This window comes from Fundicoccus sp. Sow4_F4 (genome assembly GCF_052116145.1).
In the GTDB taxonomy this organism is placed as follows: Bacteria; Bacillota; Bacilli; order Lactobacillales; family Aerococcaceae; genus Fundicoccus.
The window spans coordinates 75,946-101,854 of the sequence record NZ_JBQKLQ010000003.1 but is presented as its reverse complement, the minus strand read 5'-3'; the positions used below and the strand labels follow the sequence as shown (position 1 = coordinate 101,854).

The window sequence follows — 25,909 nt, the reverse complement described above, 5'->3', positions numbered from 1 at the left end:
AACCCCACGTGGTTTTTTCGCGACGTTGAATTGGAGGGTCTAACACCACGTGGTTATTTCGCGACGTTGAATTGGAGGGTCTAAGCCTACGTGGCTATTTTACGACGTAGAATTGGGCGTCTAACGCCACGTGGTTATCTCGCGACGTTGAATTGGAGGGTCTAAGCCCATGTGGTTTTTTCGCGATGTTGAATTGGGCGTCTAACCCCACGTGGTTATTTCACGACGTTGAATTGGAGGGTCTAACCCCACGTGGTTATTTCACGACGTTGAATTGGAGGGTCTAACCCCACGTGGTTATTTCGCGACGTTGAATTGGCGGGTCTAACCCCACATGGTTATTTCGTGACGTAGAATTGGGCGTCTAACCCCACATGGTTATCTCGCGACGTAGAATTGGAGGGTCTAACGCCACGTGGTTATTTCGCGACGTTGAATTGGGCGTCTAACCCCACGTGGTTATTTCGCGACGTTGAATTAGAGGGTCTAACGCCACGTGGTTATTTCGCGACGTTGAATTAGAGGGTCTAACGCCACGTGGTTATTTCGCGACGTTGAATTGGAGGGTCTAACCCCACGTGGTTATTTCGCGACGTTGAATTAGCGTTCTACCCCAAAGCTCCCATTACCTCACACCTCCCAAAACCCTGCAACACCAGCGGAGTCGCTCACCTACGGTTCCCGACGATTAAACAAAGAGCCTGCCGCCCTTGCAAAACCGTCGCGGACCATCGGGGAGCGACTCCTTTATTCTTTTAAAGCCCACTCACTTAATGTTAAAGCGACACGAGTTAAGTTACTTGTTAGCTCTACTGGCTAGGCTGGTGCTTTCTGTATGAAGCCGCGATAATAGTTGTATTTATCGTTAATAAAAAGTATAGTATTTATCACTAGTGGTGCATAAAAATTAATAAAATATTGACCAACACAGATTGCTTTTTATTCAAGATAATTTTAACGCTTCAATTAAAAAAACTGAATGCTGACGCAAGTGGATGACTTTGCCAGTTTTTTTTACCTGTGTAGTTAAATGAAAGTAATGTGCCCAAGCCCTTATCTTACGTGGGGACCAATTGTACGATCAGTTGCTCAAACGGTTCAAACAAGAGTGTGCGTAGGGTCCTTAACACTTGAAAAATTGACTTCTTTGTTTGGAGCCTTAGTCGCATAAGATAAGTCAGGAGATACGCAATCATCGCCAATATCACTTGGTTAGTGACGCCTTCTTCAGACTGAGAGAAATAATGTTTGATCGTTAGATGCTGCTTAATGTGTTTGAAGAACCATTCAATTTCCCAGCGTGACTGATAAATGGCACTGATTTCTTCTGCCGATAAATCATGACGGTTGGTTACCAGACGTAAATTTGACGCATTTTTACGCTGGATCGTCACAACTCGAAAGCGATGAGTGATGTCATTTTTTCCACCAAGTCGCGTCAGTTGGTCAGAGATAATGGGTGAATCGTTCGACAGTTTCCAAGTGGAATCTTCCGTATCACAGGTGAGCGAATTGCTTTTAAGACGTGTCACGAAGAAATAGCTGTGGTCGTCTAAGTGATCTAACATTAAATAATCCAGATAGCCTCGGTCAAAGACGTAGGTGGCATTGGGTTCTTCTACAATGTTTAGTAGAAAATTTTTATCATGCGCAGAAGCTGTACTCTGCTCGAATTTAACCGGGTAAATGGCTCCTTTGTCGATATAACGAAGCATGAGATGGACCTTAATCCCAGATTTCGTTGGACGAAACTTGGCCCACTTATACGCTAATTGACTTAACGAAAACGTGATCGAATCAATGATATATAACTTTTTGTGGGAGATTTTTGGATGATATGGCTCGATTTGTCCCAGTAATTGAAAGAATAGTTCTAATAACACCGATTGGGGACAGCGTTTCAATGACCTAGCTAATTGAGAATATGAAATGGCGGTTAATCCTACTTCCTGTTGTAGTTTAGGGTTGATGACGGTGTTTTCCAAATGGCGTAAACTCTCTTTTTCATCGTGAATCGCATGAAGTAATAGCTTAAGAAAAGCCTCAAAGTCCACCTTCTTCACATACTGATTAAATTGAGCCATCTCTTTTTGAGCACCTTTTGACAAGGTTGTTAAATTAATTGGCGAAAACCATTTATTAAATGTTATGTTTGTATTATACTTATCCATGGTATGTTCCTTTATAGTGGATTTGGATAAGTCATCCAACTCTTTTATAGAGGACTTTTTCGGTTCATTTCATGGAACAATTTGACGATAGTTTTATTAATTTTTATGCACCATTAGTGAGTATTTATATATAGATATCAACCATCTAAAAGAGAGGAATTGGTAACATGACAAAAGAAATCAAACATAATTTAGTAATTCTGGCTGCCTTTATTGTAGTGGCAACTTTAGATTGGCTGCAAGTGATTTCGATCAATTCCGCAGTGCTTGGTGCAGCAACATTACTCATGTATAAATACCCAAATAAAATCAATCGCAATATCTTTTTCCAACTAGCTGTCTTGGCGACCATGGTCTGGCTTTTTCAGATTTACTAAGCGTCCTCACTGACTCCATCCGACGTCATCCAAAATACCACTCCTTCTGATTATGAGAATTAAATGATAAAAAAGCTTGACACCTTCTCATTTTACTTGTAAGATACATTCAGATTAATAAAGCAAAACGCTTTGAGGTGGAAAGTAAATTTAATCATCTGTCAAAGAGAGCCTGTGTGGGTGTAAGCAGGTACAGTATGATGAATTGAAAATGGCCATTGAGCGGTCATTCCGAATGCACGAGCAATCGCGCAATAGGGATGAACGGCAGCAACCGTTAGGAAGCCACAGTATTAAATGAAGCTCTGTCCATTTGAGGCAGAGAGTCTAAAAATCATGCGTACTGTTTGAGGCTGTTTCAGTGATGTAACAGCAAATTAAGGTGGTCACACGAAGTTAACAAACTCTCGTCCTTTTCATAGGAGGGGAGTTTTTTGCATTTACACCAAGCGATTGACGTGTGATACTGAATTTAAGAAGCAATTAGAGGCTAGCCAAGCGCACACTCTAATCAAAAGATTACATCACAACCGGCGAGCTGCACCGAAATCGCACAATTATGCACGAACTAGCAGCAAAGCAAGCAACAAATACAACACAATACGCGCCCAGCACTATCAAATCAGGCACCAGCCAAACACCCTAGGCGCAAGAGGAGGAAAAACATGATAACACTACGTGACATAGACGTCGTATTCCATGATGAAGATCGTGTCGTAACTGCCGTGAAAGACGTCAACTTAGACGTCGAAAAAGGCGAAATATATGGCATTGTCGGCTACAGCGGGGCAGGGAAAAGTACTCTCGTTCGTACCATTAACCTGCTACAAAGACCAACAAACGGAAGTGTCCTAGTCAACGGACAAGATTTAATGACCCTGAAACCGCATAGCCTGCGCCAAGCACGCAAGAAAATTGGCATGATCTTCCAACACTTTAACTTGATGGAATCCCGCACGATTTTCGACAACGTTGCCTACCCACTAAAAGGTAGTGGTTTAAATAAAAAAGAAAAAGCAGCCAAAGTAGCAGAGTTACTGGACTTAGTCGGCCTAAAAGAAAAAACGGACGCCTATCCTAAACAACTATCTGGTGGACAAAAGCAAAGAGTCGCGATTGCGCGCGCTCTAGCCAACGACCCCGACATCCTTTTATGTGACGAAGCAACTAGCGCACTGGACCCGAAAACGACCAGCTCAATTCTGGACCTACTGCGAGAACTAAACGAAAAACTCGGCCTAACCATCGTGATTATTACTCATGAAATGTCAGTCGTTAAAGACCTCTGCCATAAAGTAGCCGTAATGGAAGACGGGCGCATTCTCGAACAAGGCCCAATCGTAGATATCTTTACAGAGCCCACTGAACATTTAACCAAAGAATTTATCGACACCGCCACCCATTTTGACCAAGAAATGGCCATGGTCTTAGCACATCCAGAAACACAGAAACTAAATCGCGAAGGTATTCTAGCGCGTTTAAGTTACGTGGGTGTTGGCACCACGCAACCACTGATATCAACCCTTGTCCGCGATTTCGATGTGACTGTCAACATCATATATGGACACGTTGAAATCCTACAGAATATACCAGTGGGTAATTTACTTGTTGCCTTTACCGGAGATCAGAAAAAAATCCAAGACGCGATCGACTACCTGCGCACTAGCGGTGTGAAGGTCGACTCAGTCAGCGAACTACTCGAAGAATACGTAACGAAGGAGGATTAGAATGGAGTATATCAATAATTTTATGATGGAATATTTACCACACGCATGGGACTTACGCGACAAATTCGGCGAAGCTATCTGGGAAACCATCTATATGCTTGGCTTAACAGTCTTCTTCGGCGGACTACTCGGCTTATTACTAGGAATCGTCATCACTGTGACCGGACCAAAAGGCATCCTACCAAACAAAGTGATCTATGGAGCGCTCGACTCATTTATTAACATCTTCCGCTCGATTCCATTCATCATCTTATTAGCTTTATTAGTACCATTTACTCGCCTACTCGTTGGCGTATCAATCGGAGCCACAGCGGCATCTGTCCCAATCATTATCTCGACCATCCCATTTTTCGCAAGACAAGTGGAAATCGCCCTATTAGAAGTTGATCCTGGCGTCGTCGAAGCCGCACAAGCAATGGGCTCAAGCCCACTGGGCATCATCTTCCGCGTTTACCTACGCGAAGGACTGCCAGCACTACTGCGCGTCAGCGCCTCGACCGTCATCAACATCATCAGCCTAACCGCAATGGCCGGAGCCGTCGGAGCAGGTGGACTAGGAACGATGGCCATCGCCCGCGGATATCAACGCAGTCGCATGGACGTTGTTTTAGTATCAACCTTCCTCATCCTAGTCATCGTTTTCATCAGCCAACGCCTATTCAACTGGCTAATCAAACGAACACAACATTAGGCAGAATATTCCCCACGATAAGCAAGCCTTACTTAGGGATTAAACATGCCCAAATGGACCCACAAACAATCCCTTCCATTCGAACGCAGAGTGGAAGGGACTTTTTTTATTGGCAAATAAAAGCCCCCACTCTTTGTCGGAGTGAGGGCTTAAACGTTAATTAAATATTTCTTCTAAAAAAGCAAAGTAGATTCCAATCGCTAATAAATCCGCCGCCCCACCAGGACTCAAGTGACGCTCCATCATTTTCTGATCGTAAGCGGTCAAATCTTCCATGAAATCAACTTGATTTAAGTTCGCTTCATGTAACTCCAGCATGTCTTTTTTGACTTGCTGCCAGGCGTCATAGCCCCCACGATGCAAAATATTGCCATCTTCCACTTCACTCATTAATAAGACAAGTGAACGTAAAAGAACAACTTCATCTTTCTCGTGACTTTCTCGGTATTGACGCAAGAAAGGCAACAATAAATGATGCACTGCAGGATAACCATTAGCCGCTTCACCGCGAATACCGGTCATACCTTTTTCTAAATATAAACGCTCGCCATTAGATAACTTGGCTTTTAAATGAATCTTGGCAAAATCATGTTTAATTAGATTTTCTGTCATTTTCTGTACGATGACTAAAATCGTTTCAACATCGATCGCTTCCAAAGGTAACTTCGGATTATTTTTTAGAAAATAGCCAGTGGCCGTTAAAATCACGCCAAAGGAAAAGTTTGCGCCTTTGTGTGTATTGATCCCACGCGTCGCCTCCAACATATCTTGTTCCGCTTGAATACCAATGACACGGCAATAATCAAACAAATCTTCTAAAGTGCCTTCATGTTGGTAACCAAGGTCAACATATTCTTGAAAATAGGGCGTTAAGGCCATAATGCTATTAAGAAAAGTATAGTAATTCATATCATGGTGAGAGCCGTTATTGGCCCGGTCAACTAAACCAGGCTTAGGTGTTAAGGCCACTTCATAAAGTAGAGCCTTAGTGGCTAGTTGAGCAACTTGCTTCGTAAGTTTATTAGCCAAGGCGTCGACGCTCCATTTCTGCTAAGATAAAGTCCAATGACCGATCGAGATGGTCATGAACCATCATCGTGATTAAAGGAATATCATTATTTTTCATACCTTTTAAAATTAACCAATGTTCTTCTAGTGCAATGCTACGACGCGCAGATGATCGAATCGCCACGTCACGGAAATAAACTAGATAAGTTTGTAAGTCAGTTACAATTTCACGTAAGCGCAACATCTCTGATTTTTCGTAAATAAAGGCGTTAAAATCAGAAAAATTCTGTAAGACTTCATCAACCTTGTCAAGAGCATTGAGCTGTTCGCCGTATTCTAACAAGGCTTCTAACTCGCGGTAATCTTCTGACGTCATGTTTTCCATGGCTTTGATCGTTGCTAAAGTATCCAATGCTTTACGAATATCATATATTTCGTGAGCATCTTTAATTCGAATCCCTTTAACCATCATTCCAATGCGGGGGACATGTTCGACCAGATTCTCTTCAGTCAGTTTTTTCAAGGCATAACGAATCGGAGTACGGCTAATATTCAGCACATCAGCAAATTCCATTTCATTGATACGTACACCTGCTGGAATATCTCCTAGAATGATTGTTTTCCTAAAAGCCTGATAAACCGACTCCTTTAAGGAGCGATTTTGACTTACATCAAGATTAAGTTTTACTGCTTCAAAAATGTCATTCATTCGTTATACTCCTTATAATTCAGCTGCTGATTAGTGAACTCTTTCAGCAACATTTAGTGTCTAGTTAATTGATTGAACGCACAATCTTTTGAAAGGCTTCAATTATTTCATTTGGCAATAAATCCATCGTGTGTTTGGCATTAAAGTTAATAATAAAATCAAGGCGTCCTTGCATTCTGCTCTTTAAGTAATCTAAGTAGACTTCATCTTCAAATGGGACATCGAAACCGTCTAATGCAACGAATTCGAAATGCTCCAATGGACCGAAGGGTTCAAATTTAGCTTCTTTCAAGACATTAGCTTCAATCAACCCCAAGGTATCTTTAGGGGTTACTTTCTGACCTAAAAACTCCCCCGTATTAATGATATAACAATCGACCCCTTTTTCAAATAAAGCTTTGAATTTTTCATAGTCTTCAACTAAAGGATACACACGAAATGGATTCGCATAAGGTTCAATGACTAATGCATCGTGGTCATCCGTCGTGTTTTCTGCCGTTGAACGTTTAGTTGCCAAGGTAGCCCCAAAAGCAGAAGCGAGCAAGGGATTGGTTACTTTAACAATCGGTGGCAAAGAATCATCCTTCATAATCCAATAAATCGCTTCGATCGGCTCATCAATTTTATCAACACGGTTGGCGGTCGAATAACGTGACTTAACCGTCCGCCCGTTACCATTACGGATATCTTCTGTCACTAACGCTTTCTTGCCCTTTTCATCAAGCGTCACACCAACGTTTTGTAAAGTCACGAAGTAGTCTTGCTCTGGATGTCCAGCGGGATAGTCACTCGTTTTATCAAAATAGGAAGGCTCTAAAGCAATCGAAGAGCCATCCTCGATGCTCACAATAAAAGCATCGTCATGTAAAACTTCAATATCAAAGCGTCCTTCATGTTTGGCATGGGTTAATGTTGATTTACCTGATCCAGATAAACCGAAGAAAGACGCAACGTGAGCATCAGCTTCTGTTCTAAAGATCTTCAAGCCACCATGGCAAGCGACATAACCGTTACGAGCCGCGGTTCCCCAAGCTAAAGTCAGCGTTCCTTTTTTTATTTCGCCAAAATAGTTCATACCTAAGACGGCGACCACGTTGTGTTCTGAGTCAAAATAAGAAAGGCCCATTGGATAATCAGGGTGTTTAAACTCAGGGTAGAAGAAGATGTAAATATCATTTTCAGGGTATTCTTTAGACTCTGCATAAAGCTTATCGTATTTTGCATTGGCAATTTGGAAATTGATTAACCATGAATATAAATTATTACTTTGGCTTTCAGGCATCGTAATATGTGCCTTCACCATGAAGTCAGTATCTAAGCCAACATAAGCAGTTGCTTTTAAGAAAGGTTGGTGTGAACCAGCGAAAATGGCGTCACGAACAATCCCTAGTAATTTATCGTCTTCCTCAGAATCATCACCATAATTGCGACGAGCTTTAGCAGTTCGACCAAACACTCGACCATCTTGGGTTAATAATTGCTTTGCATCAGCAGGTAAGCCTAATTCCACAGAGTGCTTGACCTCAGTGTCTAGAACGATTGTATTAGGAGCGTTTAAGGCCCTTAGATAAGCCTCTTCTAAAGAGTTGACTTGTTTGATGTTGTTTGAGTAAAAAGCTGTTTCGACGGTGGACTTGAGACGAGAGAAGTGAGGGTTACTTTTGCGAATATCATTCGTTTGAAACATCTCAATGGTTGCCATAAATACATCAGCCTTTCTTTTTATATTAAGCTCATTGTACTATATTAAAAATGAAAAGTTAAGCGTTTTCAAAAGGGGTCATTTAAGTTACTAAAGTGCAATATCATTAAATTAAACCATCTGTTAACTGACAAAAAAGCCAAGAGCTTTGAGGCTCCTGGCTAGCTTTATAAAGTGTGTGAGCTTATTGTGGAATGAAGAGACGTAACTGTCCAGTCAATACAATTGTCACGATGAAAATCAAGAAGATTCCTAATGCCCATTTCCCTGCTTCTTTTTGCCATTCACCCATATCTAAACCAGTTAAACGAAGTAATAGATAGATGAAAGCGACTAAAGGACTTAATAAGTGGAATGCTTGTCCCATTAGTGAAGCTAAAGCCATTTCCATATTTGTAAAGCCGTATAAAGCACCAGCTTCTGCTAGAGGAGGTAATACTCCGAAGTAGAAACCATCGTTAGAGATAAAGAACGTACCTGGTGCTGAGATAATCGCAACGATGATACCCCAGAATCCGCCTAATTGAGTTGGAATAATGTTGATGAAGCTCTGTGCTAAAGCATCAGCCATTCCTGAACCTTGGAATAGTCCCATAAAAATACCAGCAGCAAATACTAAGATAACTACTTGCACTGCATCTCCAGCATTTTCGCTAATACGTTTGTTTTGATCTTTAAGGACAGGATAGTTGACCATTAAAGCAATACATGTTCCGATTAGGAATAACATTAGAGGGGGTAATTCAATGGCTTCGATAAATGAACCAGCTACTAACCATCCGACTAAAACAATCGTTAAAATCATATTGAAAGTCCAGTTTTGAGGACGGCGAATTGCTTTTGTTTCTTCGTCTGTGATTTGTGTTAAAGCTAATACTTCTTCTTCACTTAGATCAACGATTCCTAAACGTTGTCTTTCTTTGCGGCCCATCATCGGTGCGACAATGAAGATCACGTAAGCTAATGAAAGCACCATTCCTGGTACTAAGTAGCCTAAGATTTCAGCCCCAACATCCATTACAGCCATCGCACGCGCCGTTGGTCCACCCCATGGTAATAAGTTCATGATGGTGTTTTGTAAAATAACCAATACACCTAAGTTCATTAATTTCATATCTAATTTTTTATAAATTGGAATGAAGGCACTACAGCAAATTCGCGTATGCCAATCGAAGATATGTTACCAATCTTAAACACACTAGATGAAGCAGGTTACCATTCGCTTGAAGTGTGGGGTGGGGCAACATTTGATTCTTGTCTACGTTTTTTAAACGAAGATCCTTGGGAAAGATTACGTCAAATCCGGGCAAATGTTAAAAACACCAAACTCCAGATGTTGTTACGTGGCCAGAATATTCTAGGTTACAAAAATTATGCCGATGATGTCGTTGAAGCTTTTGTCACGAAAGCAGTCGAAAACGGGATAGATATCGTTCGTATATTCGATGCGTTAAACGATACCCGCAACTTGGAAACAGCCATTCGTGCAACAAAAGCTGCCGGAGGACACGTCCAAACAGCTATATCCTATACAACGAGCCCAGTTCACACGGTCGATTACTTCGTTACACTGGCTCAAGAAATGGCTGATTTAGGAGCGGATTCAATCTGTATCAAGGATATGGCTGGAGTATTAACGCCACAAGCGGGCTTTGATTTAGTCAGCCGGATTAAAGCGACGATCGACTTACCGATTGTGGTTCATACACATGCCACAGGTGGAATTTCAGAAATGACTTACTTGAAGGTCGCTGAAGCGGGTGCAGATGTGATTGATACAGCCATCTCTTCATTTGCGGGCGGGACTTCTCAACCAGCGACCGAGTCCGTGGCAATGGCTTTAGAAGATTTAGGCTATAACACAGGCTTAGATATGGAAAAAGTGACGCAAGTGGCTGAACATTTCAATCCAATTCGTGATCGTTTCCGTGACGCAGATATCTTAAAAGCGAAAGTGAAAGATGTTGAACCTAAAACTCTGATTTATCAAGTACCAGGAGGCATGTTGTCGAACTTATTGAGCCAATTGACAGAAGCTGGCCTAGCGGATAAGTATGATGAAGTACTTGCAGAAGTGCCACGTGTGCGTGCTGATATGGGCTATCCACCATTGGTGACGCCTTTATCACAAATGGTTGGTACTCAAGCAGTCATGAATATCATTACTGGCGAACGTTATAAGATGGTCCCTAATGAAATCAAAGATTACTTGAAAGGGCTGTATGGTCGACCTCCAGCTCCGATTAATGAAGCGATTAGAAAGCAAATTATTGGAGACGAGGAGACGGTGACCGTGCGTCCAGCGGACTTAATTGAACCTCAATTACCAACCTTACGAGAGGAAATCAAAGAGTATGCCCATAGCGATGAAGATGTCTTGAGTTACGCTTCATTCCCTGCGCAAGCACGTGATTTCCTAGGTCGTCGCGAAGATCCTTTCTACGATGTACCTGAACAGACAGTTGCCGTCAGCATCAATATGCCTCAATAATTACACACAATAGGACGACAAATTTATTCCAATAAGACAACACATGACCGTGTTCCCCAACATAGGTCATGCGTTGTCTTTTTATTTCGATAGGATAAGATGTCACAGCTTTAGAGTTTGATTTAATTGCGGTAACAATAAATGGCTATACGAGACATACGACAGGCAAACGCAGTCTAAACATTGAGTGAATGGGTCAATTAGTTGCGCAAGCCGACGTTTTACTTATTACTGAAGGTCATTGCCACACGCCTAAATGTAAAGGAAATCAGTAGAGTCTTGCCTTCTGTGGATCCACGACGATTTATAATGAACAGAATTTTTTTGTAATTTTGCCACGAACGTAGTCAAGTGACACTACCTGTCTTTTCGCTAGATAGCATTGACGTACTAAAAAGTTCCGATAGCCAACTAAGAGAAGTTGTCATCTAGTGACAGCTTTCCTTAGAAATTTATTGGAGCTGTTAAAACAAAAATCCCGGAAGCGTGAATGGCTTCAGGGATAAGGTGACTAGAATAGACGTTGCTGGATTTGATGAGTGACATCGTTTCTTTCATTGACGTAGGCGACGAGAATCATTTTCTGATTTTCGTTGAGCTGGTTAGCTGGAATGCGATTGAGTTCAGTGAGGAGTTCTTTAGGGAAATAGAGACGGTGGTCGCCACGTGATTTACCAGTTAGAGAGTTCACTAGGGCGCTGACTTTTGACAATTCAACCGTCTGATTCGTCTTTGTAATAAGGTCAATTTGCGTATTCTTGCTGAGACGGTCTGGATGGTAATGGTCATAAGGTAAATCGTAGCTACTATTCTCACTGAAATAATATTCTGGATCATAATTGAAATTGTATAATTCTTCACTCAGGGCAATCGATAGCTGTGTGACCTCTTTTTCGTTAACGATAATCGATTTATGTGGTTTACGATTTAAAAAGCGGTAAGCCAAATCGGCTAAAACACGGTCTTCTTCTTGAGACCAGTGAACGAAATAGCTGTTAACAACACTGTCATCCAGACGTAAGTAGTCTTCTAGTGTCCACTTTTCAAAAAGGAAAGGTTCCAAAAGACCAATCGGCGTTTTCATATGAACGTCGTCTTGCATGTAGCACCATTTGGCACGTGCCAGTAAGTGTTTAAGGATTTGTTCCATCCCACGTGAAACGGGGTGGAAGTATACTTGCATGTACATTTGATAACGGCTGACGATGTAGTCTTCGACTGCGTGCATGCCGGAAAAATCAAAAACAATTTTGTTATTGAAGGGACGAATGACGCGCAAAATACGGGTTAAGTCGAACGTTCCATAACTCACGCCGGCATAAAAAGCGTCACGTAGTAAATAGTCCATCCGATCTGCGTCGATTTGACTACTGATTAACTCGACTACTTGTTTATTAGGATAGGTTTTATCAATCACACTGGCCACTCTGTCTGGGAAGTCATCGCCGAGGCGGCGAAGAACAAGGTTAATTTCCGTCTCAGGCGAGGTGATGATTTGGCCAGTGATGCGCTCGTGATTCGTATTGAAAATCCCTTCAAAGGTATGTGAGAAAGGACCGTGGCCTACATCATGCAAGAGCGCTGCACAAAGGGCAACGAGGCGCTCATTTTGATCCCACAGTCCGTCATTTGCTGAGACGGATTGGTAGTTTCTTTGGAACTGGCTGATGATACGGCGTGTAATTTCATAAACACCCAGTGAATGGTTGAAACGCGTGTGTTCCGCCCCATGGAATGTAAATGATGAGGTGCCTAATTGTTTGATGCGGCGTAGTCTTTGGAACTCACGGGTGTCGATTAAGTCGATGATGATGCGGTCGCGAATATGCACGTAGTCATGGACTGGGTCACGGAATACTTTTTCGCGGGGGAGTTCTTGAGCCTTTACTTTTTCCTCAAATGACAGCATAAAGCGGCCTCCTTATTGGTTGTTTTTCGGTTGAATGCTACGACTACGTTTGACCGCTTGTTCCAGGCGCGGTAAGTAGATGGCTTGTAATTCTGGATCAAGGTAATCGCCTCGTTCGTATTGGCTATAGTTAGCAATCGTATCTAATATATCTTGTTTAAAGACTGAAACAGTTAGCTTATCGGCTGCCGCTTCAGGCAGTAGATCAGTTAGACTAATCATCGAAGCAGGATTGACGCTAGGGAAGCGCTCATCTGCTTGGCCAATGGCATAAAATTCACGAATCAATTCTGCACGGCTTGCTTGGTCACCGGACACGCTAATATAAGCAGCGGTTGTTAAACCACTCTTAAAGCGTCTTTGGGCGATGCCACCGATTTTACGGCCGTTGACCACTAAATCAAATGTTCCTGGACAGTAAGAATCTTCTATCTCATAAGCATCTACTGTTAAATCATAGCGAGCGAGCGCTAGTTCGATTAGTTTGACCATTTGTTCGTAAGCCTCGTCTATCGTTAAGGGATAATAGTTATTATCTGATACCAGAGCGATATTTAAAACTCCGGCATCGTTGACGACTGCTAGACCCCCGTGAGGGCGCAAGCTAACGGTGTAGCCTTGGTCAATTAAATAGTCGACCCCGCCAGTAAAGTTAGCGAGTAATTTATCTTTGGCGCCTAGCAAGATTGTGTCGCGAACTGACGGGTAGAAGTGAAGAAGGGCCGTTGGTTTGGCACTCGCTTCTTCTAGGGCCGCAGGGGAATCGACAAGGCTGTTCGAGGGTTCGGTTGTGGCGCTTGCTGGTGTGTCTAGTGCCTTATTTTTCCCGGGTAAGTATCGGATGAAACTATCTTGTAGGGCCATGGCGGTGTCTTTTTCTTGGGCGTCAGGGTTATATGTTTCGTCGTATATGAGCCAGTGATGGTGGCTTAGGTAGTCGAATGTTGGCATGTATTGCTCCTTGTTTTGGTTGTTACTTTGATTATAGCATGCTTTGAATTATAATGAATAAGCAGAATGTTTAGGAGTGAGGTGTCTTATGGGGAAGCGTGAAGTTTCATTGGAGATTAATCAGTGGATTGAGTATCAGATGGAGGATTCTAAGGAGCATTATAAGTTTATGTCTTCGGGTGAATTAGTTGAGTTGTCGTCTTTTTCGCGTTTGGCTTATGTGGATGAGAATGGGGCGAGAATTGAGTTGAAGTGGCGTCCAGAAGGTATTTTGAATCCTTCACCAGTATTGGAGATTAGGCAGCCGGCTTATTCTTTGTTTTTTAATTTGGATCAGGTGACGGTGACGCCCTATCAGACGCCTCAAGGTGTCTGGGACTTGAATGTGAGGACGTTGGCGATGTCTTGGGAGCAGGGTGAGGGTGCGGGGCGTTTGGATTTGTCTTATGAATTAATTCTTAATGAGGAATTGCTGGGTAAGTATGATTTTCAATTGATTTATCGGTGACAAATCGGTAATATATAAAGGTACACTAGGAAGGAAGTGCCCGGATGGAATTAAAACAATTAACACATTTAAATAAAGATGAATTATCAATGGTTGAGGTCTCACATGCAATTTTAGAAACTAAGGGTGATGTCGTTGACTTTACTGACTTATTAGAGTTGGTCCAAGACTATCTTGGTTTTGATGATTCAGAATTAGAGTCACGTATGACGCGTTTTTATACGGATATTAATATTGATGGTCGCTTTATTTCTTTAGGTGATAATCGTTGGGGTTTACGCGCATGGTATGCGATTGATGAGATAGACGAGGAAATTATTACGTCTGCTGAAGAAGAAGAGCAACCGAAACGTAAGCTGAAGAAAAAACGTAAATTAAATGCTTTTGCTGATTCTGATGACATGATTGACTACAATGATGATGATCCAGAAGATGTGGATGGTATTTACGATGAAGAAGATGATTCATTTGATGATGAAGATGATGATGACGAAGAAGACGATACAGCGAGCTTGAACACAATTATCGATCCAGACGCCGAAGAGGAAGAAGAAGAGGAAGATAAAGAGTTAGTGGCTTATAAGAGCGATTTAACTGAGCTTGGTGATGAAGAGATTGAATTAGATGACGATGAAGTAATCGAAATCGATGATGAAGACGAAGAAGACGAAGAACAAAGTTTTGACGAAGAGGAAGAAGATTAATTTTAGTTAGCTTAAAATTCAAGCTTAAAAATTAAATTTTTATAATCACTTGACTATAAAATCCCAATCAAGTATTATCTTCATTGGGCACCCTGGCAGACTGTTAGGGTATGTAAGTCGTCTGAGCTCCCCGTTCCAATGGAATGGGGAGCTCTTTTATTTTTATGGCGGTCTTCGGTAACACCCGCGTGCCAATCATTTATTTGGACGCGCAGAAATAATTAAGTAAAGGGAGTAAACTTTTATGACAAAATACATCTTTGTAACAGGTGGCGTGGTTTCCTCAATCGGTAAAGGGATTGTTGCTGCATCTTTAGGGCGTTTGCTGAAAAACCGTGGGTTAAAAATCGCTATTCAGAAATTCGATCCTTATATTAACGTCGATCCAGGTACGATGAGTCCTTATCAACACGGAGAGGTATTCGTAACAGATGACGGTTCAGAAACTGACTTAGACTTAGGTCACTATGAACGTTTCATCGATGTCAATGCCAATAAATACTCGAGTGTGACGACCGGTAAAATTTATTCAGAAGTATTACGCAAAGAGCGTAATGGCGACTATTTAGGCGCAACGGTTCAAGTAATTCCTCATATTACTAACGGTATTAAAGAGAAAATTATACGTGCTGGTGAAATTACCAATGCTGATATCGTGATTACAGAAGTCGGTGGAACGGTAGGCGATATCGAGAGTTTACCTTTCTTGGAAGCTTTGCGTCAAATGCGTTCGGATGTTGGAACGGATAATGTGTTGTATATCCACACAACATTAATTCCTTATTTAAAAGCAGCGGGTGAAGTGAAAACTAAACCTACACAACATAGTGTCAAGGAATTACGTAGTTTAGGTATTCAACCTAATATTCTTGTTGTACGTACTGAAGAAGAATTAGCGAGCTCAATTAAAGATAAGTTAGCTTTATTCTGTGATGTGGCTAAAGAGGCAGTCATCGAATCGCGTGACGTTGAGACTTTATATACAATTCCTTTAAGCCTACAAGAGCAACACATGGATGATTTAGTCTTGAAGCACTTCGGTATGTCTGATTTACCTCAAGCGGATATGTCTGCATGGGAAGCACTAGAGCATAAAGTGTTACATCTGAAGCAAACAACGTCCATTGCCTTAGTTGGTAAATATGTTGAATTACCAGATGCTTACTTATCTGTTGTTGAAGCCTTGAAACATGCTGGCTATGCTTTCGATAGCGATGTTGACATTCATTGGATCAATGCTGAAGAAGTAACGGATGAAAATGCTAAAGAAATCTTAGGCGATGTGGATGGTATTCTAGTGCCGGGTGGTTTCGGTAGCCGTGGGATTGATGGCAAGATTGCTGCCATCAAATACGCTCGTGAAAATAAAGTGCCTTTCTTCGGAATTTGTTTAGGGATGCAATTAGCTTGTGTGGAATTCGCACGTAATGTTGTTGGTCTAGAAGGAGCAGATTCTGCCGAAGAAAATACAGAAGCGGTTCATAAAATTATTGACTTAATGGCTGACCAAGATGAAACACAAAATCTAGGCGGTACATTACGTTTAGGTCTTTACCCATGTGTCTTAAAAAAAGGGACAAAGACTCGCGAAATTTACATGGATCAAGATGTTATCGAAGAACGTCACCGTCACCGTTATGAGTTCAATAACGCTTACCGTGAAGTTTTAGAAGAGAATGGTTTAATATTCTCAGGTGTCAGCCCAGATGGTCGTTTAGTGGAGATTATCGAATTAGCGGACCACCCGTTCTTTATTGCCTCACAATTCCACCCAGAGTTCATTTCGCGTCCTAACCGACCACAAAGAATTTTCTCTGGTTTTGTTGAAGCAGCTTTATCCTACCAACATAGCATCAAAAAATAAGCGTTCACTAAGTCAAAAAATGGAGCCTTTCCGACGAGAGAGTTGGTGAGGCTCTTTTGGGCTTTCGAAGGGGCAGCGATGCGTCAGACGGAGCGCTTCATGTTCATAGGGTAAGGCGCTTGATAGAAAAACAAGCGGTCAAGCGCGAGTGAAGATTAGTTGTTTCACCTAGGTTTTGGATGGGAGAATATGTGGGGCGTTTAGTGTCAGGGCTTCCTTGGTGGGGGCGACAGATTCTTGCTGTCAAAATTTAAACCTATCATCCTGATGCTTTCGACTAGGTGTTGATTGGTCTTATTTTGTCAGAGGGAATGGTCTTAAATAGAGGTTTATTGTGAAAAGGGTCCTTTACTTTGGCTTTATCCCTAGCATCATCGGCTTTTTTGGAGTATAATTATAGAGGAATAAAATTTTGTATTGTAATCAAGGAGGAATTTGATCATGAGTCGTTTAGTAAGTATGACAGACATGTTGAACAAAGCTAAAGAGGGACAATATGCTGTAGGTCAGTTTAACATTAACAACTTAGAGTGGACACAAGCTGTTTTAACTGCTGCACAAGAAAACAATTCACCAGTCATTTTAGGTGTTTCTGAAGGTGCTGGTAAGTATATGGGTGGCCCTACTGTAGTTTCAGCAATGGTAACTGCTTTATTAGATTCAATGGACATCACTGTACCTGTAGCGTTACATTTAGACCACGGTTCTTCATTCGAAACTTGTAAAGAAGCAATCGACGCTGGGTTCTCATCAGTAATGATTGATGGTTCTCACGATCCAATCAACGACAACATCGAATTAACGAAAAAAGTTGTTGAGTACGCACACGCAAACGGTGCTTCAGTTGAAGCTGAAGTCGGTACTGTTGGTGGAGAAGAAGACGGTGTTGTAGGTGGCGTTCAATATGCTGACCTAGAAGAATGTAAGCGTATGGTTACAGAAGCTAATGTTGATGCTTTAGCAGCTGCTTTAGGATCTGTACACGGAACTTACGATGGCGAACCTCAATTAGGTTTCGACGAAATGCAAGCAATCTCAGACGCAACAGGTGCACCATTAGTATTACATGGTGGTTCAGGAATTCCCGAATTCCAAGTTAAAAAGGCTATCGAACGTGGACACGCGAAAATCAACGTGAACACTGAATTACAACAACAATGGACGAAAGCTGTTCGTGAGAAATTAAACACTGACGATAAAGTTTACGACCCACGTAAAGTAATCAAGCCAGGTTTTGACGCTATTGTTAAAACTACGAAAGAAACTATGGATATGTTTGGTTCATCAAACAAAGCTTAAGTCTTTCACATTAAAAAGCACTCTAGTTGCTGCGTGAGCAGGAACTGAAGTGCTTTTTTTCGTGTGTTTGTGGGGTGATGAATTGAACGAAATCGTCGTGCACTGAAAGGCATTGTACTTTTTATATAGAATTTAGTGGTTCAAAAACGTATATATTAAGGAAATGTTCACTACTTACTATACTTTATTACTTATGGACTAAAATTTAATGTACTCTTTATGGTTTGACGGCATTTTAAACGCTTCTTTGGAAGTTTTGAGCCGATGGATTAGACGGGCAAGCATAAACACCTCGATCTTGTAGAGAATGATCGAGGTGTTTATTGATATTATTGTTATTATTTATTCTGCTAAGGATTGAATTTTTTCTAAAAACGGACTGGCGATGCCTGTGTAAGTGATAAACAAACGGTCCATTGCACGTGAGAAAGCAGTGTAGAGAATGCGTTGTTCACGAGCCGTTGCGTAGTTGTCGGCTGAGACATTATCTACCAGCACATTATCGAATTCTAAACCTTTTGAGACACTGATTGGTAGCACTTGATATCGTTTGGTCGTCAATAGTTCCTGCAGTTGTGCTGCTTTTACGTCAGTTACTGCCTCACTTGGGTCATCAGTTTGCTTGAGTTCAGTAGTGTGGCTTGCTTGGCGATCAGTGAAATGTACGTCAAGATAGTCGCGCAAGTCATTGGCTTGGTCAGCTGTTTTCGTAATAATTGCTAAAGAACTTTCGGCAGGTAAGTCGGCTAGTAGCTTCGTTAACAGGGCCGGGTAATCTGAATGATCGGTTACTGAATAAATTTCCGGTGTCGCTCCATAAGGGCGAATCGGTGTGATTGCAATATTCTCTTGGCTACTTGCTAGTTCGCTAAAGGCTTGCGTGATGGCGCCACTTGAACGGTAGCTGTTCAATAAGTCATAACGTTGAACAAAGTCACGACCACGTCTTGCTCTAACAACCGCACCGCGTCCACTCATACCAACGGTCGAGCTATCCTGGTGTCGTGTTTTCTCGAAGATAGTTTTAATATCATCAAAAGCAATTGCACTATTGAAAATCGCTTGGTTTTCATCTCCGACCATGGTGAATTCGCTTTTCACAAATAAATCTTTCAATAAGTTAATTTGAGCCGCTGAATAATCTTGAACTTCATCAATTAAGACAAAACGCATTTCAGGTAGCGTCAATTTCTCAATGAAATGGTGAGTCAATGACAGGTAAATCACGGCTTCATCTACCGTCGACAAACCATCGGCCATATGTTGATACGTTTTGCCTTTTGTATAGTCTTGATAGACCAAATCAAACATGGCTTCTAAATTAATCCATTGGTTATCTTGAATCCCATTTGTAATGCCTTGGTATTTCTTCGTTAATAACTTGCGACCGAGTTTCACCACATTGGCATTCGATTCATCTGCAATCAAGCTACCGAAATATTTTTCTTGCATTTCTTCTGATAGTGTCAGGATTTGATTTTGCATTTTTGGCTTGCTAGCTTGCTTGCGGATACGTCTTTCCCAATAAGCGGCAAGCTTTTGTTTAGTCGCTTGAATACGAGCTTGTAGGCTGTTCTCAACGGGCGTTTCTTCAAAAAATTGTTGAATACGCTCAGTCGAAATAATCGCCTTACCTTTGTGGGTAAGGGGTCTGAAAATCTGTTTGCCTGCGAGGCTTGGTCCAGCTAATTTAGCAAAGTGATAGTAATCGGCAGTACGTAGAGTGCTTGTTTGCTCGTCTACTGTTTCGGCACTAATTCTTGCGAAGTAGTCTGTCTCATTTTCAATTTGCCAAGTTAAATATTGATCCATCAACTGTAAGAAAGTCATATTCAAGGGATTACTTTCACCTAATGCAGGTAAGACATTCGATATGTAATCAATAAAGTTATGATTAGGTGATAGAATCAAGACGTTATCTGACGTGATTTCTGTGCGTAAGGTATACAGCAAATAAGCAATTCGCTGCATAATGGTCGACGTCTTTCCACTTCCGGCTACACCATTAACCAATAATAATGGGTGGTCCATGTCACGAATAATCACATTCTGTTCCTTTTGAATCGTCGATGTGATATCAGTCATTTGTGTCGTCGCGTCTTGTTTTAAGGCTTCAAGTAAAACATCATCTTGAATCGCAACTGAGGCATCAAAGAAATTCAAAAGACGGTTCGCTTCGACAATGAGTTGGCGACGAGCTGCGATTTCCACATCAATTCGATTTTGGTGGACTTCATAGTTAGAAGGACCAATATCGTTATTATAAAACAACTCAGCAATTGGCGAACGCCAATCGTATATCAAATGTTGCGATTCTTCTGTCGCAAAGCCGTGACGGCCGATATAAAAGGTATCAAGATCATCGCCTTCGTCACCGTCAAGAAAATCCACAACAATCTTACCGAAATACGGCGCCTTCAATAACTGGACAACCTTTTGTAATAAGTTAGAAGCTGTTTCCATCCGAAGGTTCATCTGATCAATCTCGCGACTCTTCATTTCAAAGTTCGCATAAGTTTCTAACGTATCCGAATCATCCCCGAAATTTAGACGAACCTCATTGGCTAAGACGCTTAGTTTAGCGCGTCCGTCAGTTTCGTAATAGTCGAGTAATTCACTCAGCTCTACTTGGCTGTGTAACAATTGCTCATAGACATACTGTAAATAGTCTTGTTCATGTTGTAATTCTGTTTTCATAACAGCAACTCCTTTCGCGTCTGCTTGGACCCCATAGCATACTATATTTATGCTCACTAGACAATCATACACGAGAAAACCTTTCCAAGCTATTGCTGGGAAAGGTCTGGAGGGTAAATTATTTTAAAGATTCTGCTAAGGCAATCGACGCTTGAATACTTGCGACTGAAATCTTTAATTTTTCTGTTTCCCAATCGTTTAAGCTAACCATTAAGCGGCGCTCCACACCACGACGTCCTAAGACACAAGGAACGCTGAAGGCGCTCGGTTGGTCAAAGCCGTATTCACCGTTAGTGAAAGAGACTGCGACTGGATAAATCGCTTTTTCATCTAACAAAATAGCCCTTGCCAATTCGATGGATGATTCTGCGACACCGGCGTTGGTAACTCCAACTTTAGCATCAAAAACTTCATAAGCAGTTTGTACCACATGTTCTTTAATTTGATCGGCTGTCAGTGGCTCTACATCCGGGAAGTATTCAGCTAAGTCATCAAAAGCAATACCACCAACGGTTAAGCGACTTAAGACAGGAAAGGCTGTGTAGCCATGTTCACCCATCATATAACCAGCAACCGATTTTGGATCGACGCCGTAATGACGTCCAATAAAGTGACGTAAACGAGCGGAGTCTAACATACAACCTGTACTTAAAATTTGCTGGCTAGGATAGTCATACTCATTTGCAGCAATGTAAGCAACCGTATCGGCTGGATTAGTAATGAAAATTAAAATCGCATCACGTGTATGTTTGACAACATTATCCATAATTTCACGAATAATTGACGCGTTATTCTTCATCAATTCCTGACGATCAGCTGGAACAGGTTCAGGCGCATAGACATGTGTCGCTGAAACAATCACGATATCTGCATCCGCTACTTCTTCATAGCCACCCGAATGGATATGGATGTTACGCCTTGACAAGAGTCCAGTGGCATGGTCTTGGTCTAGCGCCTCACCATATGCAATGTTCCCACGCGGATCAATGACCGCAATCTCGCCAAACAATTCTGACTTTGCTGCATAAGCTAAAACGTGCGAACCAACATGGCCGGCACCGATGACTGCTAATTTTTGAGTTTTCATAAATAAACCTCGATTCTAATAAAGTTCTAATGATTATAATATACCACACATTAAGCAGAGAAATATAGTTTCTATTTAGCTTTCTAGAACTGTCATCGCTAAGTTCGTATGGAGCGGTGGGGCTGGATGGTGGATTTTATTTGCTGAGAATGTATAAAGTAGGGGTGGCTGGCTTACAGTGATTGGGATTTTTCCCATTTGTCTTGTGAAATGTATATTAGAAAGTGAGGGATGCACGCTGAATAATATCTTGCTTCAAGCCCACGCTAATTGTGGAAATAAATAAGGAGTCAGCCACTGAGTGTCTGACGGTTTTATAAAAGCGTCAGCTAACGTTAATCGTCGTGAGTCAAAGACGAACGACACCTCCTAGTTTTGGGGTTTATTCTTATAGAAGAAACAATTTTTGAAGTAGAAAGATGCTTCTTGGTTAATCAAGCTGAATCTGGGTGAGAGGGTAGTCTGGTTTTGGATGGAACCTGCCGACTGTGGTAGTAGGGTCGGCAGTCTCTCGCCAGTCCAGTGCCGACTGTTGTGAAGGGTCGGCATTCTCGTCGCTGTCCAGTGCCGACTGTTGTTTAGGGTCGACAGTCTCTGGCCTGTCCAGTGCCGACTGTAGTGTAGGGTCGGCAGTCTCTCGCCAGTCCAGTGCCGACTGTTGTGTAGGGTCGGCAGTCTCTCGCCAGTCAAGTGCCGACTGTTGTTTAGGGTCGACAGTCTCTGGCCTGTCCAGTGCCGACTGTTGTTTAGGGTTGACAGTCTCGTCGCTTTCCAGTGCCGACTGTAGTTTAGGGTCGACAGTCTCGCCGCTGTCCAGTGCCGACTGTTGTTTAGGGTCGACAGCCTCTGGCCTGTCCAGTGCCGACTGTAATTTAGGGTCGACAGCCTCTGGCCTGTCCAGTGCCGACTGTTGTGTAGGGTTGACAGTCTCTGGCCTGTCCAGTGCCGACTGTTGTTTAGAGTCGGCAGTCTCGTCGCTTTCCAGTGCCGACTGTTGTTTAGGGTCGACAGTCTCTGGCCTTTCCAGTGCCGACTGTTGTTTAGAGTCGACAGTCTCGCCGCTGTCCAGTGCCGACTGTAGTTTAGGGTCAGTGCCGACTGTAGTTTAGGGTCGGCAGTCTCTCGCCAGTCCAGTGCCGACTGTAGTAGTAGGGTCGGCAGTCTCTCGCCAGTCCAGTGCCGACTGTTGTGTAGGGTCGGCAGTCTCGCCGCTGTCTATTGCCGACTGTAGTTTAGGGTCGGCATTCTCGTCGCTTTCCAGTGCCGACTGTAGTTTAGGGTCGACAGTCTCTGGCCTGTCCAGTGCCGACTGTTGTTTAGGGTCGACAGTCTCTGACCTGTCCAGTGCCGACTGTTGTTTAGAGTCGGCATTCTCGTCGCTTTCCAGTGCCGACTGTTGTTTAGGGTTGACAGTCTCTGGCCTGTCCAGTGCCGACTGTAGTTTAGGGTCGACAGTCTCGCCGCTTTCCAGTGCCGACTGTTGTTTAGAGTCGACAGTCTCGCCGCTGTCCAGTGCCGACTGTAGTTTAGGGTCGACAGTCTCGCCGCTGTCCAGTGCCGACTGTAGTTTAGGGTCGACAGCCTCTCGCCAGTCCAGTGCCGACTGTTGTTTAGGGTCGACAGCCTCTGGCCTGTCCAGTGCCGACTGTTGTGTAGGGTCGGCAGTCTCTCGCCAGTCAAGTGCCGACTGTAGTTTAGGGTCGGCAGTCTCTCGCCAGTCAAGTGCCGACTGTAGTAGTAGGGTCGACAGTCTCGCCGCTGTCCAGTGCCGACTGTTGTGTAGGGTCGGCAGTCTCGCCGCTGTCTATTGCCGACTGTAGTTTAGGGTCGGCAGTCTCGTCGCTTTCCAGTGCCTACTGTGTTAGCAGAGTTCGATCCAAGCCCCATCTGACACCCACTCAAAGCACTATTTTATCAGGATTAGCTATTATCAACAATTAGTTGCCATTAATTGTGAGGTGTGCGACTTGGGTTTAAGGTGAAAAGCGTTTACAATTGGAGGTGAAATGAATAATAGAATTCTGGAGGGAATATAATGGGTTATAAGAATAATAATACGGGTTACCGTGATGGTCTGTTAGAGTCGCGAGCAGTGATTAAACAGGGGCGTTATGCGATATTGCCTCATGATGGTTTAGTAAATAATGTGGTACCAGGTTTTGAGAACACACGAATTTCAATTTTAGGATCGCCACGTTTAGGCGGCTCATTCAGTGATTTTATTGCTGAATTTCAAGAAGGTGGCAAGAATACAAGCGGTTTCGGTGGTGAAGGGATTGAAACCTTCGTTTATGTACTATCAGGTGCACTAAAAGTGAGCGACTCACAAGGAGACGTTCACGAATTGACAGATGGCGGCTATGCATTCTTCCCAGTTGACGAATCAATGTTTTTCGAAAACAACCAAACGCAAATGACTGAAGCCTTCTTGTATCAACGTCGCTATGATGCCTTAGAAGGTTACCAAGCGCATAAAGTTGTTGGCAACCGTTCAGATATTACGCCGATTCACTATGAAGGTATGGAAGATGTTTTACTATGGGATTTACTGCCAGTGGATGACTTAGGCTTTGATATGAACATGCATATCTTGTCGTTTGAACCTGGCGCAAGTCATGGTTATGTTGAAACTCACTATCAAGAGCACGGGGCTTATTTATTGTCAGGAAAAGGCATGTATAATCTAGACAATCAATGGTTCCCAGTTGAAAAGGGAGATTACATCTTTATGGGAGCTTACGTTCCTCAAGCGGCTTATGGCGTAGGACGTGACGAACCATTGAGTTATGTGTATTCCAAAGATGCCAATCGTAATCCAGGCGTTTAGTCTAACAGAAGAAGGGGAGTAACACATGTCAAATCATGAAGAAGAAAAATTAGTAACCGTTTCAGCCACACGCTTGCACGAACTAATTAAAGCAAAATTACATAAAGCTGGTTTAACGGATGAACAGGCAGAAGAAACAGCCAATCATTTAGTCTATGCAGATTTAAGTGGCGTGCATTCACACGGCGCGGTTCGCGTCGAATATTATGCCGAAAGAATTAATAAAGGCGGCATTATCACGCAGCCAAACTTACGCTTTGAAAAAACAGGCGACAGTACGGGAATCTATCACGGAGACAACGCTCAAGGTCATTATGTGGCCAACTTAGCACTAGAACCTGCCATTGAAATGGCCAAAGCAAGTGGCGTGGCAGTTGTAGGGGTAGCTCGCGTCGGGCATACCGGTACATTGTCATACTATATGCGTAAAATTGCTGAAGCGAATTTAATTGGTATTTCCATGACGCAATCGGACCCAATGGTTGTGCCATTTGGAGGTGCAGAAACTTATTACGGAACTAACCCGATAGCCTTTGGCGCACCAAGTGACGACGAGCATCCATTGATTTTTGATATGGCGACAACCGTTCAAGCATGGGGTAAAATACTGGACGCCCGCTCGAAAGGCCGCGAAATTCCCGACACATGGGCAGTAGACGAAACAGGTGCAGCAACGACTGACCCTAATGCAGTCCGCGGCTTATTACCAATCGCCGGACCAAAAGGCTACGGCTTGATGATGATGGTTGATATGTTATCAGGTATCTTACTCGGCGTGCCATTCGGCCGCGAAGTCTCATCGATGTACTCTGATCTAACCGCAACCCGCGACTTAGGCCAAATCTACATCATCATCGATCCAGAAAGATTTGCCGGCCTTGACCATGTTAAAGCCAACGTTAGCAAAACTATGCATGATTTAAATGGCATCAAGCCTGCACCCGGTTTTGACCGCGTCCAATATCCAGGCCAAGGCAGTAACGAGCGTTACGCCAACAACCTGGCCAACGGCGTAGACATCCCAGAATCCATCATCGCCTATCTGGAATCCGACGATATCCACCATAATTCTTACGACGGTTTAGGCGCATTTGCCAACTAAACCCTTTTTTCAAGAATAAGACTTTAAATAGTATACAAAAAACACACGAAAACTGGTGTGAACCAGCTCTGACGAACAGAGCTGG

18 protein-coding genes, 1 pseudogene and 1 other annotated feature are annotated in these 25,909 nt (G+C 42.7%); of the genes and pseudogenes, 10 read left to right on the top strand and 9 right to left on the bottom strand.

The window, feature by feature from the left end; translation table 11 throughout:
- Positions 1-1,058: 1,058 nt before the first annotated feature.
- Positions 1,059-2,171 (bottom strand): IS4 family transposase, encoded by a 1,113-nt coding sequence (locus ACTQ5J_RS06075; RefSeq protein ID WP_441751480.1) that lies wholly within the window; start codon positions 2,169-2,171, stop codon positions 1,059-1,061.
- A 167-nt stretch (positions 2,172-2,338) separates the two neighbouring features.
- On the opposite strand from ACTQ5J_RS06075, the gene ACTQ5J_RS06070 reads away from it, so the two are divergent.
- The 3 genes from ACTQ5J_RS06070 (at position 2,339) to ACTQ5J_RS06060 (ending at position 4,966) form a co-directional block, all read left to right on the top strand.
- Complete coding sequence (locus ACTQ5J_RS06070) at positions 2,339-2,548, top strand: hypothetical protein (RefSeq protein ID WP_441751478.1); 210 nt, start codon at positions 2,339-2,341, stop codon at positions 2,546-2,548.
- A gap of 123 nt (positions 2,549-2,671) precedes the next feature.
- Positions 2,672-2,966 (top strand) — a binding site (T-box leader).
- 247 nt (positions 2,967-3,213) lie between these two features.
- Positions 3,214-4,275 (top strand): methionine ABC transporter ATP-binding protein, encoded by a 1,062-nt coding sequence (locus ACTQ5J_RS06065; protein ID WP_441751476.1) that lies wholly within the window; start codon positions 3,214-3,216, stop codon positions 4,273-4,275.
- Positions 4,276-4,285: 10 nt separating this feature from the next.
- The gene (locus ACTQ5J_RS06060) at positions 4,286-4,966 is read left to right on the top strand and encodes a methionine ABC transporter permease (RefSeq protein ID WP_441751813.1); all 681 of its coding nucleotides are present in this window, start codon (positions 4,286-4,288) and stop codon (positions 4,964-4,966) included.
- 156 nt (positions 4,967-5,122) lie between these two features.
- Here ACTQ5J_RS06060 and citG read toward each other — a convergent pair whose 3' ends face one another.
- The 4 genes and pseudogenes from citG to ACTQ5J_RS06040 all read right to left on the bottom strand — a co-directional run.
- Complete coding sequence (gene citG / locus ACTQ5J_RS06055; protein WP_441751474.1) at positions 5,123-5,995, bottom strand: triphosphoribosyl-dephospho-CoA synthase CitG; 873 nt, start codon at positions 5,993-5,995, stop codon at positions 5,123-5,125.
- Positions 5,988-6,683 carry a GntR family transcriptional regulator gene (locus ACTQ5J_RS06050; protein WP_441751472.1) on the bottom strand — a complete coding sequence of 232 codons (696 nt, stop codon included), beginning with the start codon at positions 6,681-6,683 and terminating at the stop codon, positions 5,988-5,990. Before ACTQ5J_RS06050 ends, citG begins: the two co-directional genes overlap by 8 nt.
- Before the next feature lie 64 nt (positions 6,684-6,747).
- A complete protein-coding gene (locus ACTQ5J_RS06045) occupies positions 6,748-8,385 on the bottom strand; it encodes a phosphoenolpyruvate carboxykinase (ATP) (RefSeq protein WP_441751470.1) in 1,638 nt (545 codons plus the stop codon).
- A 184-nt stretch (positions 8,386-8,569) separates the two neighbouring features.
- Positions 8,570-9,547, bottom strand: a pseudogene (locus ACTQ5J_RS06040) (citrate:proton symporter); the annotation flags it as partial.
- Here ACTQ5J_RS06040 and ACTQ5J_RS06035 point away from each other — a divergent pair.
- Positions 9,512-10,876, top strand: a complete 1,365-nt coding sequence (locus tag ACTQ5J_RS06035) for an oxaloacetate decarboxylase subunit alpha (RefSeq protein ID WP_441751811.1) — start codon at positions 9,512-9,514, stop codon at positions 10,874-10,876. The pseudogene ACTQ5J_RS06040 and the gene ACTQ5J_RS06035 sit on opposite strands and share 36 nt — an antisense overlap.
- A gap of 511 nt (positions 10,877-11,387) precedes the next feature.
- Here the strand turns inward: ACTQ5J_RS06035 and ACTQ5J_RS06030 are convergent.
- Together ACTQ5J_RS06030 and ACTQ5J_RS06025 are read right to left on the bottom strand one after the other, a co-directional pair.
- The gene (locus tag ACTQ5J_RS06030) at positions 11,388-12,785 is read right to left on the bottom strand and encodes an HD domain-containing protein (protein WP_441751468.1); all 1,398 of its coding nucleotides are present in this window, start codon (positions 12,783-12,785) and stop codon (positions 11,388-11,390) included.
- A 12-nt stretch (positions 12,786-12,797) separates the two neighbouring features.
- On the bottom strand, positions 12,798-13,736 hold the full coding sequence (locus ACTQ5J_RS06025; RefSeq protein WP_441751467.1) for a lipoate--protein ligase family protein: 939 nt from the start codon (positions 13,734-13,736) through the stop codon (positions 12,798-12,800).
- 88 nt (positions 13,737-13,824) lie between these two features.
- On the opposite strand from ACTQ5J_RS06025, the gene ACTQ5J_RS06020 reads away from it, so the two are divergent.
- The 4 genes from ACTQ5J_RS06020 (at position 13,825) to fba (ending at position 18,111) form a co-directional block, all read left to right on the top strand.
- Positions 13,825-14,244 (top strand): DUF1934 family protein, encoded by a 420-nt coding sequence (locus ACTQ5J_RS06020; RefSeq protein ID WP_441751465.1) that lies wholly within the window; start codon positions 13,825-13,827, stop codon positions 14,242-14,244.
- Between the two features lie 44 nt (positions 14,245-14,288).
- Positions 14,289-14,948: a DNA-directed RNA polymerase subunit delta gene (gene rpoE, locus ACTQ5J_RS06015; protein WP_441751463.1), complete on the top strand. Its 660-nt coding sequence runs from the start codon at positions 14,289-14,291 to the stop codon at positions 14,946-14,948.
- Positions 14,949-15,192: 244 nt separating this feature from the next.
- Positions 15,193-16,812, top strand: coding sequence for a CTP synthase (locus ACTQ5J_RS06010; protein WP_441751462.1), 1,620 nt, complete (start codon positions 15,193-15,195; stop codon positions 16,810-16,812).
- A 441-nt stretch (positions 16,813-17,253) separates the two neighbouring features.
- Entirely contained in the window at positions 17,254-18,111 is an 858-nt protein-coding gene (gene fba / locus ACTQ5J_RS06005) for a class II fructose-1,6-bisphosphate aldolase (RefSeq protein WP_441751460.1), read from the top strand.
- 342 nt (positions 18,112-18,453) lie between these two features.
- Here the strand turns inward: fba and ACTQ5J_RS06000 are convergent, their stop codons facing one another.
- Positions 18,454-20,808 carry a HelD family protein gene (locus ACTQ5J_RS06000; RefSeq protein ID WP_441751458.1) on the bottom strand — a complete coding sequence of 785 codons (2,355 nt, stop codon included), beginning with the start codon at positions 20,806-20,808 and terminating at the stop codon, positions 18,454-18,456.
- Positions 20,809-20,926: 118 nt separating this feature from the next.
- A complete protein-coding gene (locus tag ACTQ5J_RS05995) occupies positions 20,927-21,895 on the bottom strand; it encodes a lactate/malate family dehydrogenase (RefSeq protein WP_441751456.1) in 969 nt (322 codons plus the stop codon).
- Between the two features lie 2,035 nt (positions 21,896-23,930).
- Here ACTQ5J_RS05995 and allE point away from each other — a divergent pair.
- Both allE and allD read left to right on the top strand, forming a co-directional pair.
- Positions 23,931-24,722 (top strand): (S)-ureidoglycine aminohydrolase, encoded by a 792-nt coding sequence (gene allE / locus ACTQ5J_RS05990; protein WP_441751454.1) that lies wholly within the window; start codon positions 23,931-23,933, stop codon positions 24,720-24,722.
- Positions 24,723-24,747: 25 nt separating this feature from the next.
- On the top strand, positions 24,748-25,824 hold the full coding sequence (allD, locus tag ACTQ5J_RS05985) for an ureidoglycolate dehydrogenase (protein ID WP_441751452.1): 1,077 nt from the start codon (positions 24,748-24,750) through the stop codon (positions 25,822-25,824).
- The last annotated feature ends 85 nt before the right edge of the window (positions 25,825-25,909 follow it).

Bases quoted from the DNA above. Each gene is read 5' to 3' on its own strand.
- ACTQ5J_RS06075 (WP_441751480.1), bottom strand. From the start codon at position 2,171: ATGGATAAGTATAATACAAACATAACATTTAATAAATGGTTTTCGCCA.
- ACTQ5J_RS06070 (WP_441751478.1), top strand. From the start codon at position 2,339: ATGACAAAAGAAATCAAACATAATTTAGTAATTCTGGCTGCCTTTATT.
- ACTQ5J_RS06065 (WP_441751476.1), top strand. From the start codon at position 3,214: ATGATAACACTACGTGACATAGACGTCGTATTCCATGATGAAGATCGT.
- ACTQ5J_RS06050 (WP_441751472.1), bottom strand. From the start codon at position 6,683: ATGAATGACATTTTTGAAGCAGTAAAACTTAATCTTGATGTAAGTCAA.
- ACTQ5J_RS06045 (WP_441751470.1), bottom strand. From the start codon at position 8,385: ATGGCAACCATTGAGATGTTTCAAACGAATGATATTCGCAAAAGTAAC.
- ACTQ5J_RS06030 (WP_441751468.1), bottom strand. From the start codon at position 12,785: ATGCTGTCATTTGAGGAAAAAGTAAAGGCTCAAGAACTCCCCCGCGAA.
- ACTQ5J_RS06025 (WP_441751467.1), bottom strand. From the start codon at position 13,736: ATGCCAACATTCGACTACCTAAGCCACCATCACTGGCTCATATACGAC.
- ACTQ5J_RS06020 (WP_441751465.1), top strand. From the start codon at position 13,825: ATGGGGAAGCGTGAAGTTTCATTGGAGATTAATCAGTGGATTGAGTAT.
- rpoE (WP_441751463.1), top strand. From the start codon at position 14,289: ATGGAATTAAAACAATTAACACATTTAAATAAAGATGAATTATCAATG.
- ACTQ5J_RS06010 (WP_441751462.1), top strand. From the start codon at position 15,193: ATGACAAAATACATCTTTGTAACAGGTGGCGTGGTTTCCTCAATCGGT.
- fba (WP_441751460.1), top strand. From the start codon at position 17,254: ATGAGTCGTTTAGTAAGTATGACAGACATGTTGAACAAAGCTAAAGAG.
- ACTQ5J_RS06000 (WP_441751458.1), bottom strand. From the start codon at position 20,808: ATGAAAACAGAATTACAACATGAACAAGACTATTTACAGTATGTCTAT.
- ACTQ5J_RS05995 (WP_441751456.1), bottom strand. From the start codon at position 21,895: ATGAAAACTCAAAAATTAGCAGTCATCGGTGCCGGCCATGTTGGTTCG.
- allE (WP_441751454.1), top strand. From the start codon at position 23,931: ATGGGTTATAAGAATAATAATACGGGTTACCGTGATGGTCTGTTAGAG.
- allD (WP_441751452.1), top strand. From the start codon at position 24,748: ATGTCAAATCATGAAGAAGAAAAATTAGTAACCGTTTCAGCCACACGC.